The 25,532-nt window shown below is 31.7% G+C and carries 23 protein-coding genes and 1 pseudogene; 9 read left to right on the top strand and 15 right to left on the bottom strand.

Features of this window, described 5'->3' with window-relative positions; genetic code table 11:
- Positions 1-44: 44 nt before the first annotated feature.
- On the bottom strand, positions 45-4,445 hold the full coding sequence (dnaE, locus tag FH779_RS01280) for a DNA polymerase III subunit alpha (protein WP_180905779.1): 4,401 nt from the start codon (positions 4,443-4,445) through the stop codon (positions 45-47).
- A 102-nt stretch (positions 4,446-4,547) separates the two neighbouring features.
- On the opposite strand from dnaE, the gene FH779_RS01275 reads away from it, so the two are divergent.
- Together FH779_RS01275 and FH779_RS01270 are read left to right on the top strand one after the other, a co-directional pair.
- Complete coding sequence (locus FH779_RS01275) at positions 4,548-5,072, top strand: NADPH-dependent FMN reductase (RefSeq protein ID WP_115001941.1); 525 nt, start codon at positions 4,548-4,550, stop codon at positions 5,070-5,072.
- 270 nt (positions 5,073-5,342) lie between these two features.
- Positions 5,343-5,846: a hypothetical protein gene (locus tag FH779_RS01270; RefSeq protein WP_038331001.1), complete on the top strand. Its 504-nt coding sequence runs from the start codon at positions 5,343-5,345 to the stop codon at positions 5,844-5,846.
- 15 nt (positions 5,847-5,861) lie between these two features.
- Here the strand turns inward: FH779_RS01270 and FH779_RS01265 are convergent, their stop codons facing one another.
- Entirely contained in the window at positions 5,862-6,230 is a 369-nt protein-coding gene (locus FH779_RS01265; protein WP_038331000.1) for a MerR family transcriptional regulator, read from the bottom strand.
- Positions 6,231-6,239: 9 nt separating this feature from the next.
- Positions 6,240-7,190 carry a M23 family metallopeptidase gene (locus FH779_RS01260; RefSeq protein ID WP_038330999.1) on the bottom strand — a complete coding sequence of 317 codons (951 nt, stop codon included), beginning with the start codon at positions 7,188-7,190 and terminating at the stop codon, positions 6,240-6,242.
- Positions 7,191-7,289: 99 nt separating this feature from the next.
- On the opposite strand from FH779_RS01260, the gene alaS reads away from it, so the two are divergent.
- The 3 genes and pseudogenes from alaS to FH779_RS01245 all read left to right on the top strand — a co-directional run bounded on the left by alaS (position 7,290) and on the right by FH779_RS01245 (position 11,389).
- The gene (gene alaS, locus FH779_RS01255) at positions 7,290-9,899 is read left to right on the top strand and encodes an alanine--tRNA ligase (protein ID WP_180905778.1); all 2,610 of its coding nucleotides are present in this window, start codon (positions 7,290-7,292) and stop codon (positions 9,897-9,899) included.
- Positions 9,900-10,002: 103 nt separating this feature from the next.
- Positions 10,003-10,913 (top strand): annotated as a pseudogene (locus FH779_RS01250) (DMT family transporter).
- Between the two features lie 56 nt (positions 10,914-10,969).
- Positions 10,970-11,389: a DUF805 domain-containing protein gene (locus FH779_RS01245; protein WP_180905777.1), complete on the top strand. Its 420-nt coding sequence runs from the start codon at positions 10,970-10,972 to the stop codon at positions 11,387-11,389.
- A gap of 15 nt (positions 11,390-11,404) precedes the next feature.
- Here the strand turns inward: FH779_RS01245 and FH779_RS01240 are convergent, their stop codons facing one another.
- Complete coding sequence (locus FH779_RS01240; protein ID WP_180905776.1) at positions 11,405-11,932, bottom strand: hypothetical protein; 528 nt, start codon at positions 11,930-11,932, stop codon at positions 11,405-11,407.
- Between the two features lie 174 nt (positions 11,933-12,106).
- Here FH779_RS01240 and FH779_RS01235 point away from each other — a divergent pair, with 174 nt between their 5' ends.
- Together FH779_RS01235 and FH779_RS01230 are read left to right on the top strand one after the other, a co-directional pair.
- Positions 12,107-12,523 carry a nucleoside-diphosphate kinase gene (locus FH779_RS01235; RefSeq protein WP_038330990.1) on the top strand — a complete coding sequence of 139 codons (417 nt, stop codon included), beginning with the start codon at positions 12,107-12,109 and terminating at the stop codon, positions 12,521-12,523.
- Positions 12,524-12,623: 100 nt separating this feature from the next.
- Positions 12,624-13,082: a copper resistance protein NlpE N-terminal domain-containing protein gene (locus tag FH779_RS01230; RefSeq protein WP_180905775.1), complete on the top strand. Its 459-nt coding sequence runs from the start codon at positions 12,624-12,626 to the stop codon at positions 13,080-13,082.
- A 213-nt stretch (positions 13,083-13,295) separates the two neighbouring features.
- On the opposite strand, the gene FH779_RS01225 is transcribed toward FH779_RS01230, so the two are convergent.
- The 6 genes from FH779_RS01225 to FH779_RS01200 all read right to left on the bottom strand — a co-directional run bounded on the left by FH779_RS01225 (position 13,296) and on the right by FH779_RS01200 (position 17,598).
- Positions 13,296-14,036, bottom strand: coding sequence for an acyl-[acyl-carrier-protein] thioesterase (locus FH779_RS01225; protein WP_180905774.1), 741 nt, complete (start codon positions 14,034-14,036; stop codon positions 13,296-13,298).
- A gap of 30 nt (positions 14,037-14,066) precedes the next feature.
- Entirely contained in the window at positions 14,067-14,564 is a 498-nt protein-coding gene (gene ribH / locus FH779_RS01220; protein WP_180905773.1) for a 6,7-dimethyl-8-ribityllumazine synthase, read from the bottom strand.
- Between the two features lie 114 nt (positions 14,565-14,678).
- Entirely contained in the window at positions 14,679-15,386 is a 708-nt protein-coding gene (locus FH779_RS01215; RefSeq protein ID WP_125349548.1) for a tetratricopeptide repeat protein, read from the bottom strand.
- A gap of 74 nt (positions 15,387-15,460) precedes the next feature.
- On the bottom strand, positions 15,461-16,060 hold the full coding sequence (locus FH779_RS01210; RefSeq protein ID WP_180905772.1) for a porin family protein: 600 nt from the start codon (positions 16,058-16,060) through the stop codon (positions 15,461-15,463).
- 24 nt (positions 16,061-16,084) lie between these two features.
- Positions 16,085-16,852 (bottom strand): ABC transporter ATP-binding protein, encoded by a 768-nt coding sequence (locus FH779_RS01205; protein ID WP_114998788.1) that lies wholly within the window; start codon positions 16,850-16,852, stop codon positions 16,085-16,087.
- Complete coding sequence (locus FH779_RS01200) at positions 16,852-17,598, bottom strand: MlaE family ABC transporter permease (protein ID WP_038330976.1); 747 nt, start codon at positions 17,596-17,598, stop codon at positions 16,852-16,854. Before FH779_RS01200 ends, FH779_RS01205 begins: the two co-directional genes overlap by 1 nt.
- A gap of 53 nt (positions 17,599-17,651) precedes the next feature.
- Between FH779_RS01200 and FH779_RS01195 the strand changes: the two genes are divergently transcribed.
- Positions 17,652-18,242: a SprT-like domain-containing protein gene (locus FH779_RS01195; RefSeq protein ID WP_180905771.1), complete on the top strand. Its 591-nt coding sequence runs from the start codon at positions 17,652-17,654 to the stop codon at positions 18,240-18,242.
- Positions 18,243-18,251: 9 nt separating this feature from the next.
- Positions 18,252-19,346, top strand: coding sequence for a mannose-1-phosphate guanylyltransferase (locus FH779_RS01190; protein WP_180905770.1), 1,095 nt, complete (start codon positions 18,252-18,254; stop codon positions 19,344-19,346).
- A 9-nt stretch (positions 19,347-19,355) separates the two neighbouring features.
- Here the strand turns inward: FH779_RS01190 and FH779_RS01185 are convergent, their stop codons facing one another.
- The 5 genes from FH779_RS01185 to FH779_RS01165 form a co-directional block, all read right to left on the bottom strand.
- Positions 19,356-20,087, bottom strand: a complete 732-nt coding sequence (locus tag FH779_RS01185; RefSeq protein ID WP_180905769.1) for a DUF4184 family protein — start codon at positions 20,085-20,087, stop codon at positions 19,356-19,358.
- Between the two features lie 39 nt (positions 20,088-20,126).
- Positions 20,127-22,844, bottom strand: a complete 2,718-nt coding sequence (locus FH779_RS01180) for a COG1470 family protein (protein ID WP_180905768.1) — start codon at positions 22,842-22,844, stop codon at positions 20,127-20,129.
- Between the two features lie 102 nt (positions 22,845-22,946).
- Positions 22,947-23,972 (bottom strand): hypothetical protein, encoded by a 1,026-nt coding sequence (locus tag FH779_RS01175; protein ID WP_180905767.1) that lies wholly within the window; start codon positions 23,970-23,972, stop codon positions 22,947-22,949.
- A complete protein-coding gene (locus tag FH779_RS01170) occupies positions 23,962-24,768 on the bottom strand; it encodes a fimbrial biogenesis chaperone (protein ID WP_180905766.1) in 807 nt (268 codons plus the stop codon). The genes FH779_RS01175 and FH779_RS01170 overlap by 11 nt, the downstream gene beginning before the upstream one ends.
- A 49-nt stretch (positions 24,769-24,817) precedes the next feature.
- Positions 24,818-25,369: a hypothetical protein gene (locus FH779_RS01165; protein ID WP_180905765.1), complete on the bottom strand. Its 552-nt coding sequence runs from the start codon at positions 25,367-25,369 to the stop codon at positions 24,818-24,820.
- Positions 25,370-25,532 lie beyond the last annotated feature (163 nt).

Raw genomic sequence — 25,532 nt, 5'->3', positions numbered from 1 at the left:
TCGTTCATATTATCTATCAATTATTGAATAGATGAAACGAATAATTAATTCAGTTTGAATGTAATTTCCTGCAATTCATCTAATTCTTTCAACAAATCTCGACAAATGTTAATTTTGATTTTACTTGCTGGTAAATCCAAATTGTTCAAATAATCTTTTGGATCAATTAATTGAATTTTTAATAATTTATCTCCTTGATATTTGAACATAATATCTGATAATTTGCTAAATGTTTCTTCCGAAAATTCTGGAACTTCAATCTTCACCGTCATTTTTTCGGCTTGCTTTTCCACAATTTCATTCAACAACAAAATATTTGTGATGTTTTTATACACACGACCTTGTGTTACATTTCCTTCTTTGTCTTTGAATTCTTTTTTCGAGATATTCAATTTCAAATTCAAGAACATATTTTCTTGCATAAAGTGTCTATACTTCATATAATCGCTCCCAAAAACCATGATATCCATCGAATCTGTATAATCGCTAAACGTAAAAATACCAAATTCGTTTCCATTTTTGGCAATTCTATGTTGAATATTTGACATCATTCCACAAATCGAAACTTCTTTGTTGACAAAATTATCTTCATTCGCATTGATATCAGAAATACTACAATTTGAAGCCATTTTCAACTCATGTTTGAAATCATCCAAAGGATGCGAAGAAATATAAATTCCAACAACTTCTTTCTCCTTCGACAAACGTTGTAACATATTCCATTTCTCACAATCTGGCAACATCGGAACCACATCTTCTACAACAGAATCTCCTCCGAAATCACCAAATAAAGAAGTTTGAGAAGAGTTTTTTTGCTCCTGATAATTTCCTCCATATTTGATTAATTTCTCCAAATTCGTCGTTGTATTATCGATAAAGAAATAACGTCCACGATGAAATTCGAACGAATCAAAACCTCCAGCCAAAACTAAATTTTCGATTGTTTTTTTGTTCACCGTTCTTAATTCGACACGTTTCACAAAATCGTAAATATCTTTGAAAGGTCCATTTTCTTCTCGTTCTGATATAATTGAATTTACCGCAGCATGTCCAACTCCTTTTACAGCACCCATTCCAAAACGAATTTCATAATTTTCGTTTACGTTAAACTTCGTAATCGATTCATTGATATCTGGACCAAGAACCGCCAATCCCATTCGCTTACACTCTTCCATAAAGAAGGTCACTTGCTTGATATCATTCATATTATTTGAAAGAACAGCCGCCATATATTCTGCTGGATAATGTGCTTTCAGATAAGCTGTTTGATACGCTACCCATGCATAACACGTCGAGTGCGATTTATTGAAGGCATAGGATGCAAAGGCTTCCCAGTCTGTCCAAACTTTTTCTAAAATCTTAGGATCATGCCCTTTTTCTGAAGCTTGCGCAACAAATTTTGGTTTCATTTTATCCAAGACAGCTTTTTGCTTTTTCCCCATTGCTTTACGCAAAACGTCGGCATCACCTTTCGAGAAACCTGCTAATTTTTGCGAAAGCAACATTACTTGCTCCTGATAAACCGTAATTCCGTAGGTTTCTGATAAATATTCTTCCATCGCATCCAAATCGTACTGAATTGGTTCTTCACCATTTTTACGGCGAACAAACGACGGAATATATTCGATAGGCCCAGGACGATAAAGGGCATTCATGGCAATTAAATCCGCGAAAACTGTCGGACGTAAATCCTTCATGTATTTTTGCATTCCGGGTGACTCGTATTGGAAAACCCCAACCGTTTCGCCACGCTGGAAAAGCTCATATGTTTTTTCGTCGTCAATCGGAATTTCATCCGGATTGATTTCGATTCCTGTTCTCGCTTTTACTAATTTGATGGTATCTTTAATCAAGGTTAAGGTTTTCAACCCCAAAAAGTCCATCTTCAATAATCCGGCACTTTCTGTAACCGAGTTATCAAACTGCGTTACATATAAATCTGAATCTTTAGCTGTTGTTACAGGTACGAAATTCGTAATATCATCTGGCGTAATAATTACCCCACACGCGTGAATTCCCGTGTTACGAACAGAACCTTCTAAGATTTTTGCTTGCTGAATAGTTTCCGCAGCTAAATCGTCTCCATTCGATAAACGTTTTAATTCGCTTACAGCATCAAACTCTTCTGGTTTTAAGGCTCCTTTTAATGCAGCTTCATCTAAATTGAAGATTTTAGATAACTTCATATTCGGAATCAAACCTGCAACACGGTTCGCATCAAACAATGGTAAATCCAATACACGCGCCGTATCTTTAATCGAAGATTTCGCCGCCATTGTACCATAAGTGATGATTTGCGCTACTTGATTTGCTCCATATTTATCAATCACATAATCCATTACCAACGATCGACCTTCGTCATCAAAGTCGATATCGATATCGGGCATAGATACACGATCAGGATTTAGGAATCGCTCAAAAAGTAAATCGTACTGAATTGGATCTAAATTGGTAATCCATAAACAATAAGCAACTGCTGATCCTGCCGCCGAACCACGACCTGGACCAACCGATACGCCCATTTTACGCGCCGCAGCAATAAAATCTTGTACAATCAAGAAATAACCAGGATAACCTGTTTTTTCAATTGTGGCTAATTCGAAATCCAAACGTTCTTTAATTTCGTCTGTCAATTCTGGATAACGAATTTTTGCACCTTCGTAGGTTAAATGTTTTAAATAAGCATTCTCACCTCTTTTCCCTCCATCTTCATCATCTTCTGCGTGATGAAATTCTTCGGGAATATCAAATTTTGGAAGTAATACATCTCGATAAAGCGTGTATTCTTCTATTTTATCAACAATTTCTTGAATATTAATAATTGCTTCGGGAATGTCTTGAAACAATTGTTTCATTTCTGCTTCCGACTTAAAATAATATTCTTGATTTGGCAAACCAAAACGGAATCCACGACCACGACCAATTGGCGTTGATTGTTTTTCTGCATCGCGCACACACAACAAAATATCGTGTGCATTCGAATCGTCTTGATTGATATAATACGTATTATTTGTCGCAACAACTTTTACATTGTGTTTACGCGCAAACGCAAGCAAAGTCTGATTAACACGATCTTCATCTTCTTGTCCGTGGCGCATCAATTCGATGTAAAAATCATCACCAAACTGCTCTTTCCACCAAAGTAAAGCTTCTTCGGCTTGCTTTTCACCAAGATTCAAAATTTTGTTTGGAACTTCACCTTGTAAGTTTCCAGACAAAACAATTAAATCTTCTTTATATTCTTCAATAATCGCTTTATCAATTCGAGGCACGTAGTAAAACCCATCAGTATAAGCCTTCGATGCCATTTTTGCTAAATGATGATAACCATTTTTGTTCTTTGCAAAAATTACAATTTGATAGCCATTATCCTTTTTTGTTTTGTCTAAATGATTTTCACAAACAAAGAATTCGGAACCAATAATAGGTTTTAAGATAACTTCCGTTGGTTCTGCTCCGTCAGCAATTAACTCTTCATTCTTTACTTTTGCAGCTTTATTATGATTTTGTACTTCTGCATTAAAATGAAAAGCTCCCATCATATTTCCATGATCGGTAATTGCAACTGCAGTCATTTTATTTTTTGCCGCAGCACTCACCAAATCGTTTACAGAAATAGTCGATTGAAGAATTGAAAATTGTGTGTGATTATGTAAATGTGCAAATTTTGCTTTCTCGAATTGTGCTAAAACTTCTTCCGAAATATCAATAACCTCATCTCCTCCATCTTCTTTGGCTTTAATTTTCGCAATTTCTTGTGAAGCTTTTTTAAGATTTACGTGATTTAGTCCAACTGGCTGAATATTTGTTTCATTAATTGCATTAAATCGAACAAAATATTCATCTTCAACTTCTAACTCGTTTTTTGTAAAAATACCTTTACGAATCAACTCGAAAAAACAACGCGTAGTTGCCTCCACATCGGCAGTTGCGTTATGCGCTTCGCCAAACGAAACACCAAAAAGATATTGATGCAATTCCGTTAACGTTGGTAATTTGTAACGACCTCCACGACCTCCAGGAAGTTTCAATAACTCAGCAGTCACCTCGGTACAGGTATCCAAAACAGGTTTTTCGGCTAAATTATTTTCATAATTCAGACGATAAAATTCGGCTCCCATAATGTTAATATCGAAACCTAAATTTTGTCCAACAATAAATTTAGCTTTACCTAAAGCTTCGTTGAATTTATCTAAAACTTCTTTTAATGGAACACCTTTTTCGGTTGCTAAATCAGTTGAAATTCCGTGAATACGTTCAGAATCATACGGAATATCAAAACCATCTGGACGCACCAAATAATCTTGATGTTCAATAATTTGCCCCATTTCATCGTGCAATTGCCAAGCGATTTGTATACAACGCGGCCAGTTGTCGGAGTCAGAAATCGGCGCATTCCAATCTTTCGGAAGACCAGTTGTCTCTGTATCGTATATTAAGTACATTGAGTTTTCGTTTGAATCTGTAAATTTACGAAATCTTAGCAGAAGATTTTCTTAAGATAAGTTAAGAATAATTATCTATTTTAGATGTTCAAATCAACGAAAATGAAAAATATTTTCATCATTAATGGAAGCACAAGCGAAAATTCATCTAATCAAAAAATCATAGAAAATTTTATTTCTTCTACATCTCAATATTTCAAATGTACTGTTTTTGATGAATTAAAAACTCTTCCTCATTTTGATCCAGAACGTTCTATCGAAAATACGCCGCAAGAAATACTTGGTTTTAGAACTGAAATAGAAAAAGCTGATGGAATAATTATTTGTACGCCCGAATATATTTTTAGTATTCCGAGTGGATTAAAAAATGTATTAGAATGGTGCGTTTCTACAACCATTTTTGATGGAAAACCTTTAGGAATTATCACTGCGTCTGCAAATGGAGAAAAAGGACATGAAGAATTGCAATTGATAATGAAAACGTTGATGACAAACTTCAATAATGAAACAACTTTACTCATTCAAGGTGTTAAAGGAAAAGTAAATTCGGAAGGAAAAATTATTGATAAAGTAACTTTACAACAATTGGAAGAGTTCATCGTAGCTTATAACCAACTATTAACCTAAAATATGTTTTACGTTTATACTATTGCAATACCACTTTTGATTATTTTGACTTTTTATTTCGTTGAACGAAAAATATTCAAAATAAATAACCTTCTCATTTTAGTTTTTTTATTCTGGCTTTACTTGATTAGCTTATTTTTTTTACAATATTTTAAAATTTTAAATGATTTTTGGAGTTTATACTCCATTTTACTCTTCTTACTTCCAATCACTATTATTGTATTAATTATAAAAATTGTAATGATTATTCTAAATAATTTTAAAAAATAAATGAAACAAAAACTAATCTATATACTTTATTGGTCAGCAATATTTACGGTTTCAATATCAATGTTTGTGTATGGAATTGTAAAACCTACTCAATTCACAAATATGGATAACAGCATTAATAATCATCTTTCTGAAGGTCATCGATTGATGTGGAATTTTTATAGTTTTACCAAAGGGTATCCAATAATCATCGGAATTTTTGAAGTGATTGGTGCAATCACATTACTTTTTAGAAGGACAAGAATTTTTGCATGCTTGTTATTAACTACAATTTTAATCAATATTATTCTACAAGATTATTTCTATGAAATTGTTGCGCTAAATTCTTCTATTTTTTATCAAGTTTTAGTCTTTGTTATCTTAATTATTGACAAAGAAAGAGTGATTGAAATTTTTTCGAAACTATTTGAATTAAAAACTAAACTAAAACCAAACTGGATTCTAATCATTATAAGTTTTATACTTGCAATTGGCTTTAAATTTATTGAAACAAAAGTTTTATAACCAAAAAAGATGAACTTAATTCAGTTCATCTTTTTCTAAAATTTCTTCCGACTCAAAACTCATTTTAAGTTTGATGAGTTCATCTTTTATATTTTCTAATCGCTTCACAACATCTATTTCATCTGTTGTTGTCGCAATTCCTTTTTTACCAATCGCTTGTTTTGCACCTTCTAACGTATAGCCTTTTATTTTTACCAAATAATAGATATTCTTGAAACAATCAATATCATTTTTGGTAAATAATCGATTTCCTTTTTTATTCTTTTTGGGTTGAATAATTTCAAATTCTTTTTCCCAAAATCGAATCAACGATGCATTTACATCAAAGGCTTTGGCAACTTCGCCAATCGAGTAATATAGTTTATCAGGCAGGTCTACGTTCATTATCAGCGTTTAATCCAAAGATAATGACAATTTTTTAGAGTTTTGATAAATTTTAATGAAATCGTCTGGATCTACATCATTGTAGAAATACATAATCGGATCTACTGGTTCTCCATTCTTGTGAATTTCGTAATGTAAATGTGCTCCTGTCGACAATCCTGTCGTCCCAACATAACCAATTACATCACCTCTTTTCACTTTTTGTCCGCTACGAACTTTAGCACGAGACATGTGAGCATACAAACTTTCGTAACCATTTCCGTGTTTCAAAACCACCATATTTCCGTAACCCGAATTAAATTCAGAAACTTTTACAGAACCATCTCCAGTTGCATAAATTGGTGTTCCTGTAGAAGCAGCAAAATCTAAACCTTTGTGCATTTTATTCACTTTCAAAATCGGGTGAAAACGAGATCCATAACCAGAAGCTAATCTGCTTACATATTTATCTGCAACAGGTTTTAGAACTGGCATTGATGATAAATTCGCATCTTTTACACCAGCCGAACGAAACACTTCGTCCAACGATTTTGATTCAATTTCAATTTTATCGATTAATTTCTCAATATCTTCTGCTGTATAATTATCAATTTCTTTATTTACAGAATCGATGTTTTCATTTACACGCATATCATAAATTGTACGATAAATATTGCGATCTTTTTCTTCGATTTCTGTCAAAGCCTCTTCAACTTCTTTGAATTTTTTATGTAATTGCTGATTTTCATTTTCCATTCTTTCCAACTCAGCCAATAATTTGCTTTTGTCGTCTTTGAATTTTCCTGCTCTCGATGCGTATTCAGAATCATTAAAATGATATCCTATCATTCCAGCAGATATTGTCGATAGACATAAAAATAGTAATACGTATAATGCTGTTTTAGGAGTTTTTTGGACTCTTTTCTTCGCCCAACTCATCAAAAATTTCACAGAATTATACTTATAGTTTTTATTTTCCATTACTTAACCAACCTTTTATTATCTTTGTAAAACGTTTGCAAAGTAACGAATATTGTACGAGTAAACTTGTTAATCAAATGATAAAAATAATTTAATTAAATGAAATCCAAAGATATAAGAAAAGAATTTCTGCATTTTTTTGAGACAAAAGGCCACTTAATAGTAGACTCAGCGCCGATTGTTTTGAAAGACGATCCGACATTAATGTTCAATAATTCGGGGATGGCACAATTCAAAGAATATTTTTTAGGAAACGGAACTCCAAAAAGTAATCGTATCGCGGATACACAAAAATGTCTTCGTGTTTCTGGTAAACATAATGATTTGGATGATGTAGGAAAAGATACTTACCACCACACGATGTTCGAAATGTTAGGAAACTGGTCTTTTGGTGATTATTTCAAAAAAGAAGCAATCGCTTGGGCGTGGGAATTACTAACAGAAAAATACGGAATCTCTAAAGATCAAATTTATGTAACCGTTTTTGAAGGTGATAAAGGTGACGGAACATCATTAGATGAAGAAGCATTAGAACTTTGGAAACAACATATTGCTGAAGACAGAATTCTTTACGGAAATAAAAAAGATAATTTCTGGGAAATGGGTGATATTGGACCATGTGGACCATGTTCTGAAATTCACGTAGATATTCGTCCAGAAGCTGATCGTTTAGCTGTTGATGGTAAAACATTAGTTAATATGGATCATCCACAAGTTATCGAAATTTGGAACTTGGTATTTATGCAATATCAACGTAAAGCGGATGGTTCTTTAGAATCTTTACCAGCGCGCCACATCGATACAGGTATGGGATTTGAGCGTTTGGCAATGGTTTTACAAGGAAAATCATCTAATTATGATACAGATGTTTTTCAACCAACAATCAATAAATTAGAAGAAATTTCTGGTGTAAAATACGGAACAGCAGAAAAAACAGATATCGCTATACGTGTTGTAGTTGACCATTTACGCGCCGTTTCTTTTGCAATTGCAGACGGACAATTACCATCAAACACAGGAGCAGGATATGTAATTCGTCGTATTTTACGTCGTGCAATTTCTTATGGATATCGTTTCTTAGGTCTTAAAGAACCTTTTATCTATAAATTATATCCAATCTTGAAAGCTGAAATGGGTGATTTCTTCCCAGAATTAGTGAAACAAGAAACAATTGTAACTGGCGTTATTCGCGAAGAAGAAGCATCTTTCTTACGTACAATTGAACAAGGATTAAATCGATTAAATCAAATCATTGAGCAATTAGGAAATTCTAAAGTTGTTCCTGGTGATGTGGTTTTCGAATTATATGACACATTTGGTTTCCCCGCAGATTTATCTCGTATTGTAGCAGAAGATCACGGTTTCACAATTGACGAAGCTGGTTTTGAGGCTGAAATGGCGAAACAAAAAGAACGTTCTAAAAAAGCAACTGCTTTGGTGACGGATGACTGGGTTATTTTAGATGATAAAGGAAACGAAATTTCTATCGCTTATGATAACACAGAAGCTGAAGTAAAAATTACACGTTACAGAAAAGTAAAAAATAAAAAAGGAGAATTTTTCCAATTAGTATTCAACCAAACGCCATTCTATGCAGAATCTGGAGGACAAATTGGTGATACAGGATCAATTTCTACATTGAATGAAACAATTGAAGTTGTTGACACGAAAAAAGAAAACAACTTAGTAATTCATTTTGTTGAAACTTTACCAGAAAATGTAAACGCTACATTCAATGCAAAAGTTGACACAGAAAAACGTAACGAGACAACGAAAAATCACTCTGCAACACACTTAATGCACGAAGCTTTACGCGAAGTTTTAGGAACGCACGTAGAACAAAAAGGTTCGTATGTTGGAGACGATTATTTACGTTTTGACTTTTCTCATTTCTCTAAAATGACAGATGAAGAATTGGCTATTGTTGAGCAAAAAGTAAACGATAAAATTGCAGAAGCTTTACCATTAATCGAAAAAAGAGATTGTGATATCAACGAAGCTATTGCTGATGGAGCTATGGCTCTATTTGGTGAAAAATATGGTGATAAAGTTCGTGTCATTCGTTTCGGATCTTCAATCGAATTATGTGGTGGTACGCACGTAAAAAACACAGCAGATATTCGTTTGTTCAGAATTTTATCTGAATCTTCTACTGCTGCTGGTATTCGTCGTATCGAAGCAATTACATCAAACAAAGCAATCGAAGCATACAAAGATGCTGAGAAAAATTACAATGATGTTTTAGCTGCACTTAAAACGAAAAATGATGCGGTAAAAGCGGTTCAACATTTATTAGATGAAAATGCAGAATTGAAAAAGCAATTAGAGTCTTTTGTTGCGCAACAAGCTGCTGCTGAGAAAGCGACTTGGAAAGCTGCGATTAAAGAGATTAATGGTGTTAATTTCTTAGCGGTTAAAACGAATTTAGATACAAATGCCGCAAAACAAAATGCAATTGATTTAACAAAAGAAATCGAAAATGCATTTATCGTTGTTGGTACGAATGATGCCGTAAAACCATCGATTACAATTTCTATCGCAAAAAACCTTGTAGATGAAAAAGGTTATAACGCAGGACAAATTGTAAAAGAAATTGCAAAACACATCAACGGTGGCGGAGGTGGACAACCTTTCTTAGCTACAGCAGGTGGTAAAGAGGTTTCTGGATTAGATGCTGCACTAAAACAAGCAGAGGATTTTGTTAAATAATAAATCTCTATTATAATACTTTAAAAGCGACTTGGTTTATCAAGTCGCTTTTTTTTTATTTTTATAATTCTATTTTAGAATTAACACTTTTAACTTTTTTATCTTGAAAGAGATCAAATTATTGATTGCCGTTAGTATAGTTGCAATTGTTTGGGGAACAACTTTCCTCGGAATTCGTATAGCTGTAGAAACTATTCCTAGTTGGTTTGTTGCTGAAATTCGTCAATTTTTGGCAGGACTAATTATGCTAATTATTTTACTATCTAAAAAGGAATTAAAATAGATTGTCTGGAAAAACCTTTCTTATCAACTTATCTCGCTTCATTAATGCTGATAATGGCAAATGGATTAACTACTGCTGCAGAAGAAAACTTATCGAGTATTTTAGCTGCATTAATTAGTGCAACCTCACCTATTCTCGTTTTTTTAGGAAGTATTTTTATTGGCTTACAAAAATTCAGTTAGCGTGGATTATTAGGTGTTTTACTTTATTTTGGGGGTGGAATATTTATTTTTTGGTAGGGAAATCAAGAATTAGCAAATCTAGCATATAGAACTGGAATTATTTTACTTTTTTGTGCGATTACAGGTTGGGCAACAGGAACTATTTTCACCAAGAAAATGAATATTCAATCTAAAAATATTTCTCTCAATCTTTTTTACCAATTTATATTTGCTGGAATTGTTCAAATTATTTTTGCATTCGCTTTTACTAAAAATTATAATTTCGAAAATTGGAGTACAAAAAGTATTTCTGCCATGCTTTATTTAGCTGTTTTTGGTTCTGTGATTACGTTTTTTTCATTTCATTATGCGTTGACCAAAATTTCTCCAATACAAGTTTCTATTCTTTCTTATTTCAATACGATTATTGCAATAATTTTGGGTTGGTTAATATTAGACGAACAAATTTCATCAAAGTTTATCGTCGCTACTATTCTAATTATTCTTGGTGTTTTTATTATTAATTATAAGCCAGAAATGTTCAAAACTAAACGTTTAAAAGCAGATTAAGAGTTACGTAATAAAATTTATTTTAATATTTTTAACATAATTTAACAACTTAATCTATGATTGAAATATACAAACGAGTAATGTTTGACAATTACGCCAATTTCTCGGGAAGAGCCCGCAGAAGCGAATTTTGGTATACAACTTTAATTAATACTATATTTTTTATAATATCTTTCATTTGTTTATTTAAATTTATAAATATATCAGACATAGTTTCATATACTATTGGAGGAATAATAGTTTTATTTTTTTTTATAACTCTTATACCAAGATTAGCTTTAATAAGTAGAAGATTGCATGACACAGGAAAAAGTGGATGGTTCTATTTATTAACTTTTATACCTGGAGGAAATCTTATTTTATTAATATTTTTTATTATGGATAGTCAACCAGGTTCTAATCAATGGGGACCAAACCCAAAAGAAACTGATGATTCTATCAACGAAATAGGAAACGATTTAATCGAAAGATATTAAAATTAAAAAGCGAGATTAATTCTCGCTTTTTAATTGGATCAATTTTATCCATTGTTTTAGATTATATCGTCTAAAAATTCCGAAATAACGTTGATTAAAAGAGTTCACCCAAATCGAATTGTCTTCACAGTAAATCACAACTGTTTCGATATAATCTCTTCTTCGGTAATTGTATTTGTAAAAAATATTTCGTTCCGAATATTCAAAAAGAAACAAACCTTCTTCGTCCAATGATTGCGTAAAATTATGTTGACGCTGTGCTAATTCATTGATTAAATTAATATTCTCACTCAACGATTTTGATGTTTTAATTTCTACAAAAAATCTGTCTTTAATTGTCGTTATTATTCGGATTCCAAAAATTAAAATCATTGAAATAAAAACAATATTCATTTCACTTGATGCATAAATAAAGAATAAAACAAGTGCAAACATCAGCCCAAAATCTAAATAATTCCAAATTTCGAAAGGTAGAAAATATTTATCACCAACCTTTTTGAGTTTTGTTTTATGATGAAATGTGGAAAGATCATTTGTATTCATAAGTTTTAGATTTCTCTTAAAAATAAGAAATATTATCGAATTGAAACAATCTTAAATGAATAACAATTAACTATTTTTATTAAAATAAGAAATTTTAATTATAAAACAAAAACATTCGAATCATTTTTGTAATTTTGCACCTCAAAAAATAAGTAATAAATACAATTCAATAAAATGGCAAACATTACATTTACAATGATTAAGCCTGATGCAGTTGCAAAAGGACACATCGGAGATATTTTAAAAGACATTACTGACGCTGGTTTCAAAATTAAAGCGGCTAAAATGACTCAATTAGCAAAACAAGATGCTGAAGCATTTTACGCTATCCACGCAGAGCGTCCTTTCTTCAAGGATTTAGTAGAATTCATGACTTCTGGACCAATCGTTGCTGCAGTTTTAGAAAAAGACAACGCAGTTGCTGATTTCCGTACTTTAATCGGTGCTACTAACCCAGCTGAGGCTGCAGAAGGTACAATCCGTGCTAAATATGCTGAATCTATCGATGCTAACGCTGTTCACGGTTCTGATTCTGACGAAAATGCTGCTATTGAAGCTGCTTTCCACTTTGCTGCGAAAGAAATTTTCTAATCGAATAAGATTACAAAACATTATACAAATCCTTCTGAAAATATTCGGAAGGATTTTTTTTGGCTCAAAATTTACTTACCTTTAAATCAAATTCTAAAAAATGAAAAAAATAATTTTAGCCACATTTACAATCGCAGCTTTTGTTGTGTCAAGTTGTAAAAGCGAAACAGAACCTGTAAAAAATGATGTAGAAAATGTAGAAGATTCAGTAAAAGTTGAAGCAAAAACTGCCGAAGAATCTATTCAATACGAAGGAGCTTACAAAGGAATTTTGCCTTGTTATGAGAAAGATTGCAAAGAGGTTGAAATGGAAATAAAATTATTACCAAACAAAGGATATGTCTATTCTACAAAACGTTTGGGGTTAGATAAAATGGCTATTATGACAACTGGAACTTTTCAGTTTAAAGAAGATGGAAATACAATTGTTTTTCCTGAAATTGCCAATGTTCCGAATGCTTTTTTGGTTGAAGAAGGAAAAATTACTCAGTTAAATAAAAATCAGAAGAAAATAGAGTCGGCCGATTCTGCTAAATTTGTTTTGACAAAAGAAAAATAGATAAAAAAGGTTTCGATATGAAACCTTTTTTTATTGTAATAATTTTAGATTCTTTGATAAACTCAGAATAATTGTTTTCAAAACTCTGATAAAGTAAATGTCATTCCGACGAAAGGAGGAATCTGAGATTCTTCATTCCACTTACGTTGCATTCTGACTTATTATCCATAAGTCATGTTGAACTCATTTCTACATCGCATTATACAAAGTATTTTACCTCAACTCCAATCGACAAACGAAGTTTACTTTTTCTTGATTAACAACTTTAAACTGAATTAAATTCTTAGTTTCTAATTTCTGAATTTCTATTTTGTCATGTAAACTTAATTCTTTCAAGAAATTCATATCAATCGCTTTGATACGATGTTTTAATATGATTTCAGGATCAATAGTATTCAAGCACCAATCCAAATATTTGGTATTATTTGCGTGTTTTACGATATCTAAATCAGAAAACTGAACTTTATATTGAATAACTTCTGTTGGTTCAAAATCGATGTTTAAAATCGAATTCTCGACTTCCGTTGGTTTCAGATCAGGAAAACGTTCAATGTGAGATGAATCAATTTGAAGAATATCAGGACGACGTTTTTCTGTATTGAAAACCGCCCACAAACTTGAAGCTCCAATTAATTTTTTTCCATTTTTCTCGATTGTAAAATCACGAATAGATTTTGCACCTTTCAAAACTTCAATCCATGTTTTCACGTCAACAAAATCTGTCCAAGAAGGTAATTCATCAATCTCAATTCGAAGTCGATTCATTACCCAAGATTGATTAAATTCTTGTAAATCAAAGAAACCTAAACCTCCTTTTATCGCGTGTTCTGAAGCAGTTAATTGAAAAAGATTTGCCATTTCAGACAATTTCATCTTACCTGTCGGATCACATTGAGAAAAATAAATCTCCCAATTTTTCGTATAAATTGATTTAAAATCTTCTGCTATTGGCATCGATAAAGTTTTGAATCTATCATTCTAAAATTATTTACCTAATTTCTTTTTCATATCCGCCATCATAACCGCAGCTACACCAGCTTCAACTCCTTTATTTCCATGTTTTCCGCCAGAACGATCAATTGATTGCTGTTCATTTTCGTCTGTTAAAACACAAAAAATAATTGGCATATTGTGTTTGATATTCAAATCTTTGATTCCTTGTGTCACACCTTGACAAACATAATCAAAATGCGCTGTTGCTCCACGAATCACACATCCAACAACGATAATTCCGTCCAAATCTGGATGAACTTGCGCGACTTTATCAGCTCCATAAATCAACTCAAAACTACCAGGAACTTCATATAATGTAACATCATCAGGATTTGCGCCCAAATCAATCAATGTATCTTTTGCTCCATCTCGTAAATTAAATGTGATATGATTATTCCATTCAGATGTAATGATTGCAAACTTAGAGCCCGCTACATTTGGTAATTCTGCTTTATTATATTGAGATAAATTTTTATTTTCTGTTGCCATTTTGTTTAAAATTTGAATGGTAAAATTACAAAAATGATTTAGGATAAACTTTGATTTGAATCAATAAAAAAAGCCGAACAATTTGTTCGGCTTGTAATTATCTTTTGAAGTGAATTATTTCGCAGTTTCAGAAGCGTATTTTAAACGCTCAATAAACTTCGCAGTTTCACCATTATTTGCATTTGGATATTTATCCTCTAAAGCTTGAAAATATTTTAAAGCATCAGCATTTTTACCTAATTCCATCGCAATTTCACCCGCTTTTGTATAGTAAGTCGATTGTAATGTTTCAACTTCTGTCGCTTCAGCAGCTTTTACATAGTAAGGTAAACCTTCTTCTAATTTGTTAGAAGCAACTAATGCATTTCCTAACATACCATATTTTTGCGCCAACATTACATTGTCATCTGTGTCAAAATCTTCTAATAATTTTACCGCAGATGCGTAATCTCCTAATTTATAATAAGAACTTGCCGCTTTGAAACGTGCTAAATTACCAGCATCAGTATTTCCATATTCATCAACAATTTGTTGTAAACCTTGGAAACTTCCTGCGCTACCATTAAGAGCAACGTTAATAGAATCTTGATCAAAAAGACGTTCTGCTTGAACCATTTCTTTGAAAGCGTCTTCTGATTTAGGTTCTACGACTAATTTTAAGTAAGCAAAATAACCTAAAACAGCTACAATAATTACTCCTAAACCAATACCAATTGCTTTAGCATATTTTTCAACAAAAAACTCTACGTTGAAAGCTGTTCTATCTAATTTTTCTACGAATTGCTCTGTAGCGAATTCTTCTTTTTTATTATTTTTTGCCATTTTAATAATTTACGAGGTTGCAAAAATACAATTTGGAACAAATATATCCAATAAATTTATTTACAAACAACCTTTTAGAATAAATATGCTACTGATAAGTTTAACATTTGTGGACGATTTTCTGTTTGAAATTGTCTGCCATCAGAGTTTACAATTTCAGAACCGATTTTTCCTAGACCAAATTCGTAACGTAAATCGAATAATAATTTAGAAACTTCTACACCTGCACCAATTTGCATTCCGACATTAAATTCGTCTTGTTTTGCAGTTGTAAAATCTTTTACAGATAATTTATCATCAAAATAGTAAGAGAAAACTGGACCAGCTTGAATATGTCCGATTCCTAAAAATCTTTTTCCAACATTTACAGGAATATCCATACGTTTTTTAGTTACATTCAGTTTTTGTCCATCAACATCATATTCATTTTTGAATTGCGTATACAATAACTCTGGTTGAATGTAAATTCCTGCTAAAGAGACACGAGCTAAAGCACCAGCTTGAAACCCTGCAGAAGCTTTCCCATCTTTCTTGAAAATATTTCCAGCATCTTCCCAAACTTTTCCTTTATCTGTATTGAAAACAGCTCCTCCTTTGATACCAAAATTGATATTTTGTGCTGTTGCAAAATTTGCAGCTAAACCTACAATTGCAGTTAAAATTAATTTTTTCATAGAATTTTTATTTTTATTGATTTATTATTGTTCTTTTAATAAGGCTTCTCTTAGTTTCTTGAAAAGATTTGACGAATATACAAAATCAATAACATTTGGATTATCAGCCACCAAAATCTCCTCTTTTGTCCCTTCCCATTCCAAGAAACCATTTTTTAAGAAAACAATATGATCTCCAATTTCCATTACCGAGTTCATATCGTGTGTATTTACAACGGTTGTTGTGTTGTATTCTTTTGTGATATCATAAATTAATTGGTCGATAACTAACGCCGTTTTCGGGTCAAGACCAGAGTTTGGTTCATCAGCAAATAAATATTTTGGATTATTTACAATCGCGCGCGCAATCGCCACACGTTTTTGCATTCCTCCAGATATTTCTGACGGATATTTTTTAAGCGCTGTACGAGCTATTTCTACACGATCTAACACTTCACGCGCACGTTTTTCGGCATCAGCATTTGACATATCCGAAAACATTTGCAATGGAAATTTTACATTTTCTACAATATTCATCGTATCATACAAAGCCGAACCTTGGAAAACTACTCCAATTTCTGAACGTAAACGTTGTTTTTCTTTGTAATCAAACTCGATCATATTATCTCCTTCGTACAAAATTTGACCTGAAGTTGGTGTTAATAATCCAATCAAATTTTTCAAAAAAACAGTTTTTCCAGAACCACTTTGACCAATAATCAAACTAACTTTTCCTTTCTCGAAAGTGACAGAAAAACCTTTCAGTACTTCTACTGCATCAAATGATTTTCTGATATCTTTTACCTCAATCATTAGCTCAAAATTGTTTGTGTTAATATTAAATTGATCACAATAATTGCTACTGATGTCCATACAACAGCTGTTGTTGCAGAACGACCAACTTCTAACGAACCTCCTTTTACTTTATAACCATAATATGCCGGAATTGTTGCGATAACAAACGCGAATACCATTGTTTTAAGGAATGTATAGACAAACAATTTTGTTGCCATATTCATTTGTAAACCTGTAATAAAATCGGCTGCAGACCATAGTTTTGTAAAAACACCAATGTAGTAACCTCCTAATAATCCAAATCCGATAGAAATCATAACCAATAAAGGATTGAAAAATACACAGGCGATAATTTTTGGTAAAATCAAGAAGTTTGCAGAATTGATCCCCATTACATCTAACGCGTCAATTTGTTCTGTAACACGCATAGTTCCGATACTCGATGCGATGTACGAACCTACTTTACCAACTAAAATTAGCGACATAATGGTTGGGGCAAACTCTAACACCAAAACCACTTTGGTCGCATAACCAATGTAAGCATCTGGAACAGGAATAGACGCTCCCTGAAAGTTTTTCGCCATTTGTATTGCTACAACTGCACCCATAAATGTTGAGATAAAGGTTACAATCCCTAAAGAGTTGACACCTAAATCATATATTTCTCTAACGGTCAATTTCCAGAAAACGCTCAATTTTTGAGGTTTGCTAAATACTTTACCCATAAGCATAAAGTATGACCCTAAATTTTCGATTAGTTTCATTACGACAAAATTAATATTTTTATTGGAAAGGCTTTTTATTTATCTTGCACAATGTGAATTTAGAACATTTAACTTCTTATCTCCCTCATAATGCAGACTTGTATGTAAAAAAGTGGTTAGAAAATCATTTTATAACGTTAAAAATTACAAGAAGACGTGAAACTAAGTTGGGAGATTATCGCAAATTGGTCGAAAATAATCGTCATCAAATTACAGTGAATGGCGACTTAAATCAGTATGCTTTCTTTTTTGTTTTTACACATGAAGTGGCGCATCTCAAAACTTTTGTTCAGTTTGATTCGCGTAAAATAAATCCGCATGGAAAAGAATGGAAAACCATTTTTGGGCATTTATTATTAGAATCTCTTCACATTTATCCCGAAGAATTGCAACCGTATATTCTTCATCATGCCAAACATCCGAAAGCGAGTTTAGGAGCAGATATTAATATCTCAAAATATATTATAGATGATAAAAATCCTGCTCAAATTTATCTTGAAGATTTGGAGGATGGTACAATATTTTCGATAGGAAAAAGAATCTTTAAAAAAGAATCTAAAAGAAAATTAAGGTATCTTTGTTTAGAGTTGAAAACCAAGAAAAAATATTTGATAAACGCAACTGCAACTGTAAATAAACTTTAAAAGACAATCATGAATAATAAAGATAACTACGCTGTTATCCTTGCCAGTGGTACAGGAGTGAGATTATGGCCTTTGAGTACAATTAAAAAACCAAAACAATTTCATGATTTATTAGGAATAGGAAAAACTTTTATTCAATTAACGTATAATCGCCTTAAAAAAGTCGTTCCGCAAGAAAATATTTTCATTGTAACTATTCAAGATTATAAAGAGATTGTAAAAGAACAATTACCAGATTTTGAGGATAAAAATTTTATCATCGAACCAAGAGTCATGAATACCGCAGCTTGTAATTTATTGGCCGCAATGACAATCCAACAATTTAATCCAAATGCAAAATTGATTATTTCTCCTTCAGATCATTTTATTTTTGATGAAGATGAATTTGTAGAAAAAGTAAATCTTGCTTTCGAGGATGCTGACAACGATCGATTGATTACTTTGGGAGTAGCTCCAACGCGTCCAGATGTTAATTACAGTTATATTCAGTTCATCGAAAATACAACACCTATAAAAAAAGTAAAATCTTATATCGATAAACCTGATTTAGAATTTGCTGAATCTTTTATAACGAGTGGTGAATTTATTTGGAATACAGGAATCCTTGTTTGGTCTGTAGATAGTATTGTAAAAGCTTTTCAACAACATTTACCTTCGATGAAAGAAACTTTAAAAAAATATTTTGATCTTGATCGTTCTTTACAAAATACAGAAACTTTAAAACCTATTTACACAACGTTAGACGTAACTTCTATCAACAAAGGAATTTTAGAACAAGCAGATAATGTTTATGTCATTCCAACAACTTTTGGCTGGAGTGATATTGGAACTTGGTCTGCAATCAACGAAAAGTATAAATACACAGGTGAAGATCAGGACGAAAATCACAATACATTATTATGCAAACATTTTTCTGGTTACAACGCTAAAAATAATTTTATTTATTCTACACAAGACAAAGCTATTATTATTGATGGATTAGACAATTATGTGGTTATTAATTCGGAGAAAGGATTACTCATTTGTCCTCGAAGCAATGTACAGTTTATAAAAACTTATGTGAGCGATTTGAAATTACAGAAAAACGGAGAAAAATATTGTTAAAATGAAAGATTAAAAAACTTTCTCCTTTATCCCAAAAATAACCAAACTCAAAAAAACACTCATTCCTATAACGACAATGATGTTGCCTAATCCAATTTCTATTGGGAAGAAAACTAATCGTATTGCGGAAATAGTTGTTGTAAATAGAACTACTTTTAACCAAAAAATGTAATCAAATTTAGTTTTTGGAAGAATTTGTTTTGGCATTTTATAAATCCAAAAAGCAATAAAAATCGCACCTAAAAATGTGCTAAAATGTTGTAGAAATTTATATCCTTTTACTTCAAAATTATTGAAAGGAATTTGAAACCAAGTTTCCTCTAAATCTGGAATTAATTTCGCAAAATATCCCCATTCGTGTGTGAAAGCATCCCAAAAAAGGTGCGAATAAGCTCCTATTATAATTGAAATAACAACAATTAACCAATGTTTTTTGAAATAATCAATCCAATCAAAAGTTAGGAATTGAGCAAATCGTTCTTCTAAAAAATAAGGTAAATGATGAATTAAAACATTTCGGACAAATAAGTGAAAAACGAAACAATAAATAAGAGCAATTGGTAAGTCAAAATACAAAACACCCCAGAACAAATGACTGTGCGTCGCTACAATCTCCATTCGAGAGAAATATTCTAAATCTGGCGACATCGAACCAATGATTAATCCCGTCATCGAAAACCAATTCGATTTTAGTTTTTTTAGCGGAAGAATAATTGCTGGATGGCAAAAAGTTAGTGGCATTTAGAGTTTATTTTGATGCAAAGTAAATCAAAATATCCATTAACTACCAAAACGTTTAATGTTAACTTTTCGTTCCTTAATTTTCAGAATAAGCGGTTCATATTCTGTATTTTGTTCCTTTTCTACCGTTATTTTATTCAAATATGTTTTTGCATAAACATGTTCCGGTAAACTATTTTCAACAAGATGAAACGTGTAATTTCCAACAGGTAAAAAAGCTGTATATTCACCTCTATCATTTGTTTTAACTGTAAATATCTGTCCATTTTCGTGATTAAAAATCAACGTAAACCCGAATAAATTTGCCGAAACCTGATACTCCAAATTTGAAGATAATTCATACTCAACTTTCCCTCTCACAACACCAGTTTGTTGCATTGGAATAGAAATAGAAGTCGTTTTAGAATTAATATTAACCGCATAATCTTGTGCAAACCATTTTTGTCCAGGAAGTTTGATTAAATAATTACCATATGGAACTTTTTTATACTTTATATTTCCTTCTAAATCTGTAATAAAGTTAGTTTCATTTATCTTCACATTACGACTATCAGCCACTTTATCACCTTCATCAAAAATACCATTTGCATTGTAATCATAAAACACAAACAAATTTAATGTTCCGTCTTTTACATCTGTCACAGTACGTTTCGCAGGCAAATTATATTGTACACCAACTTGCAAATAAGTTTGTTTGCTATTCAATGTTTTCGAATCGTAATGGCTAAAATTCGTTTGTGTACTCACAATAAAATTATCAATTGGTTGATAATCCACAGAAGCTCCAAAAGTTAGGGTATTTCCAAAATTTTTGTCAATATTATAATAAGTAGAAACTGCCGTATTCAATTTTTTCTGAAAAAAGCTTTGACGAAAACTCGCCGAAGTTGTAAAACGTTCTAATTGATGATTTAGATTATTCGTCGAATAAACCTCTGCAATCATCATACTTCCTCGTTGATAAATTGAGTTTAACTGAAAGTTTTTCACATTCCACGTTAATTGTCCATAAACAATTGGATCAACCTTACTCAATTCGTTTAGCTCAGAAAACCCTCCCAAAGCATTCAACACCAACTGATGCACACGTGAATTAGACAACCAAGTAAATGTTCCGTTTAAATAAGTCGATTTAAAATCCATCGGCATGTACGTAAACGTCTCATAATTCAGAATATTTGATTTTTCTATATTGAATTTTGGAGAAATCGAAAGATTAAAATGATTTGCTAATTTGAACGAAATTCCCGTCTCAAAACGCAACGTTTTCGACTCATTTGCTTGCATATAATTAATCAAATACGGATCGATAGATTTCGGATTGTTATTCGTAATCGTTAACGAAGACCACAACGAAAATTTAGAAAACGTTCGTTGAAAACGCTGATTAAGATACAATGCTCCACGTCGCGTCCCCGGATAATATCCTGAGCTGTAATAATTGGAACTATAAAAATCAAATTTACCAATTGTTCCAGAAACATTTGCAGAAACCGATAATGAATTTTCAACATCATTTGTCTCTTTAAATTTTGACAAACCATACCCAAATTTCACTGAATGATTCCACTTGTTTGGTGTAACCCATTTGTAACCATTTGTCAAAATAAAGTTCGTTGTAGAATAAGTTCTATCAAACAAAGCTGTTGTTTCTAATTCGTTTTTATCTTTTATTAAAAATCGTCCATTCGCAAAAGTTGTGTTGCTATTCTTGAAAACATCGTTCGTCAAATCATCTAATAAATTATAATTTTTTTCGACCGTTCCGACTACAATTCGGTTATCATTCTTATCATAATTATTAAACAACATCACTCCTCGTCCGTTAACTGGAATATCAAAATCGTTGTTATTGATTGATCCGATTAAAATTCCTTTGTCTTTGCGTTGATATTTCACCCAAGAATCTGTCAAAACCATGTCTTGATTCTTATTCCAAGTTGTTCCATTAATATTATATGCAAATTCATTCAACCCAACCGAAAATTCTTGATGAGCCATTAAGTTATAATTCGCATTAGCAGAATTAATATCGCGAGCAGTTAATCGAACATAATTTGAAGAAAAATTGGTCCAATTCTGATTTAGCATTGTTGGATCTATATACACACGATTGGAACTTGCATTCTGAATGGTAAAAAACACATTTCCTGCAAAATCTTTGGTCGTTGTATAACCCGAAACATTTGCCTGAAAACTTTCAATTTTAATCATATCTCGGTCGACATATTTAGAAAATCGAACAATTTTTTCTTGAAAAGCTTCAACTATAAGTCGTTTGTTATTATAAGTATAACTTCCTCTGAAATCAGGAAGTACATTGGTTAACAAAATTTCTTCGGCTTGATTTCCCATATTCATTACTTTTAATTCATAATGAATAGAATCTCCTTCTTGACGGTAAAAAATATTACTCTGGACAGGAAAAATTTTGATGTTTCTCTTTTGCAAAACAACAACTGAAGTAACAGATTTTCCTATTTCTTTTTTACTTAAAAAATCAATAATACTGAATTCTAAATCTAATTTCCCAGCCATTTGCGATTTACTCACCGTAAATTGCATAGGAATAAAAGCCTTCTTGTTTGGATTGATTTTTATTTGAAGATTATCTTGCGAATACGATCTTATAGCCGAAGGAATTTTAAGTCCCAGACGAGCATTTATCGTATCATTGGTTGTATTTTCTAATTGAAGAATAACAGAAAAGTTGTTGCTATCTTCTAATTTAACTTCTTTTATTGTACTAAATTTCAATCCGTTATTTATTGTTTGAGCACGTAAGTTTTGTCCGCTAACAAGGAAAAGCAGAATAAAAAATACGCTTCGAAAATAATTAATTGAAAAGAACATATTGTTTTACAAAGGTGTAATCGTGTACAGCAAAGAAGTTGAATAATTCCCAGGTTTGCTATTCAAAATTTTATTATCCGACGGAGTTGTAGAATAAATAATATTGTACTTTTTTGAAGCCGTTTTAGAACTATTCGTCATCAATGATTGATTGTAATTCGAAAGTTTTATTTCCTTAGAAAGATTATTTGTTTCGGTGTCTTTTATCTGAACATTGATTGAATTTAATTCCAAATTCTGTGCATCACTCGATTGTAAATATTGATTAATCGACGAAACTTGAATATCGTAAGCTGTATCAGAAGAAACAATTAAGCCATTTTGATATTCTTTCTTCACACCATTTTTATAATCTTGTATCGTATTGAAAACCAATTCTCCATTTACAGCAGAACCATCGACCGCAATAGAAAGCGTCGGAACTGGTTCATAATTTCCGTTTGGACTAATTTGCATTTCAATCGGAAAAAGACTTTTACCAATCAGGGTTCCAAATTCATTCAATAAAGAAAACTCGAATTGAATTGAATAATTGTTCCATGATTTCAGAGCATTTAGATATGTTCCTGCATCTATCACAATATCATAATTCAAGACAATTGCACCATATTTTCCTGTAGTTGTAGCAATAGTCAAAGGAGAATTTCGGATAAAATAATTTGGAGAAAAACTCATCGCGATGTTATTCTGAATAACTCCTAATTGATTTAGCGTAGGATAATTCTCTGAATAATATTGAGAAGTTGTATAATTATTGAATTTCAATTTCAGTTTTTCGACAGGAAATTCTTTTTTCTGAGAATTTACAATAGGCGAAACAACACGCGCAACTAAAGACCAATTTTTATAATTTAAAGCACCAGACATGTGCATTTCTATAGCCACAACATTAGTCGCCGTAACTCCACTACTTCCATTTACTTGCACCCAACCATTATTATGAGCATTTAACGTAAACTGAGCAGAAACTGCCATTGTCAACAATAATGTAATTGTTGAAACTATTTTCTGAAACAAATTATTATTTATCATTTGAGAACGTCAATTCAGCAATTTTCAATTGATCATCTTTCTCAAAACTTAAAGTTGAGGTAACAATATACGAACCTTTTGGCAAATCCTTTGGCAATGGTATATATACAATTCTTTTATCATTTGGTAAACTATAAAAAACTGCATCTTGCAATTTTATTTGTTGACCATTTTCTTGATTAATGATTTCATTTCTAATCGTTCCTTCGCTCCAAACATTTCCTTCATTCGAAATATTAAGCACCAAACGATTTTCAGTTTTATCGTAAACAAAATTTGTAAACTCTACATTTGTATCACGTGCAATATTTAATCGTTGATAAATTTTGATACCTGTACGAATCGAGAATATAATATTTTCTCCACTTTTATTTTGTCCAGCAATCGGATTTGTTTGCGTGATGTACATCATTGCTGTATGCACACTCTCTGCATTTATCTTTTCTGGAACTTGCATCAGAACTTCTATTTCTTTCGATTCTTTTGGCAAAAGTGTAAATGTATTACTTGGTAAAACTGTGATCCAGTTTGCATTACTTGTTGGTAAAGTATTAGGTTCAGAGACTACATTACCTCCAAACTCATCATACTTCCAATCATTAAAAGAAACAGACAACTCTAATGTATGTACATCACTTACATTGGTTACCATAATCTTTTTACGCTCAGACTCACCAGGATTTAACGCAAAATAAGTCCTTGGTGGACTTACAGAAATACCTGATTGTGCACTAATCTTAGTTGAAATGATTAATGCTAAAAAAGAAACGATTGTTAAAAAACGAAGAACTTTCATAAGCAAAAAAAGAAGTGATATTTTTCAATACCACTTCCTATTTTTTATATTATTGTGCCTCAATTGTATAAGTTACAGTAGTTGTATAAACATTAGGATTCTCAACATTGTAATATTTGTTTACATAAGCATTGTTTCCTTCTCCTTTATACGCAACGTTGAATTTTAAATCTGTACCACCAACTGTACTTGAAAATAATGGTTTAGCTTCAGTATTCAATGCAACTTTTTCATTAAATTTATATGAAGATAATGAATTTCCACTACCTGCACTTGCTTCTAAATTAATTTTATTTGCTTCAATTTCTCCTTTTACTTCATTATTTTTAGAAGTTAACTTCTCATTTTTAGATCCTACTTTAACAGCAAAACCACCAGTACTATATACAATTAAGTGGTCGTTCATGTTTGCAGTTACACCATTAGAATAATCTTCTTTTGTTTTATACACTAAATTAACTGTATTATCACCACCAATAACAATTGTTTGAATTGGGCGTAGTTTTACGTTTAATGTTGCTGTTGCTGTTTTAGTTTGTGCAATTGCTAATCCTGAAGTTAATGTACAGAAAATTGTTAAAAAAAATGCTAATTTTTTCATGATTTTATAATTTGTTAAAATTTATTAAAAAATATTTGTTAAATAAACTGGTAGTTTCTATATTTAAGATTGGTTATTCTCAAATGCGATGCAAATGTAGAAGTTGTTTTTTGTTCTTAAAAGATTAAATCATACCAAAAGATGATGAAAAACGACATTTCTA

This window comes from Empedobacter falsenii, assembly GCF_013488205.1.
GTDB lineage: Bacteria > Bacteroidota > Bacteroidia > Flavobacteriales > Weeksellaceae > Empedobacter > Empedobacter falsenii_C.
This window is presented reverse-complemented; position numbering and strand designations above follow the sequence as displayed.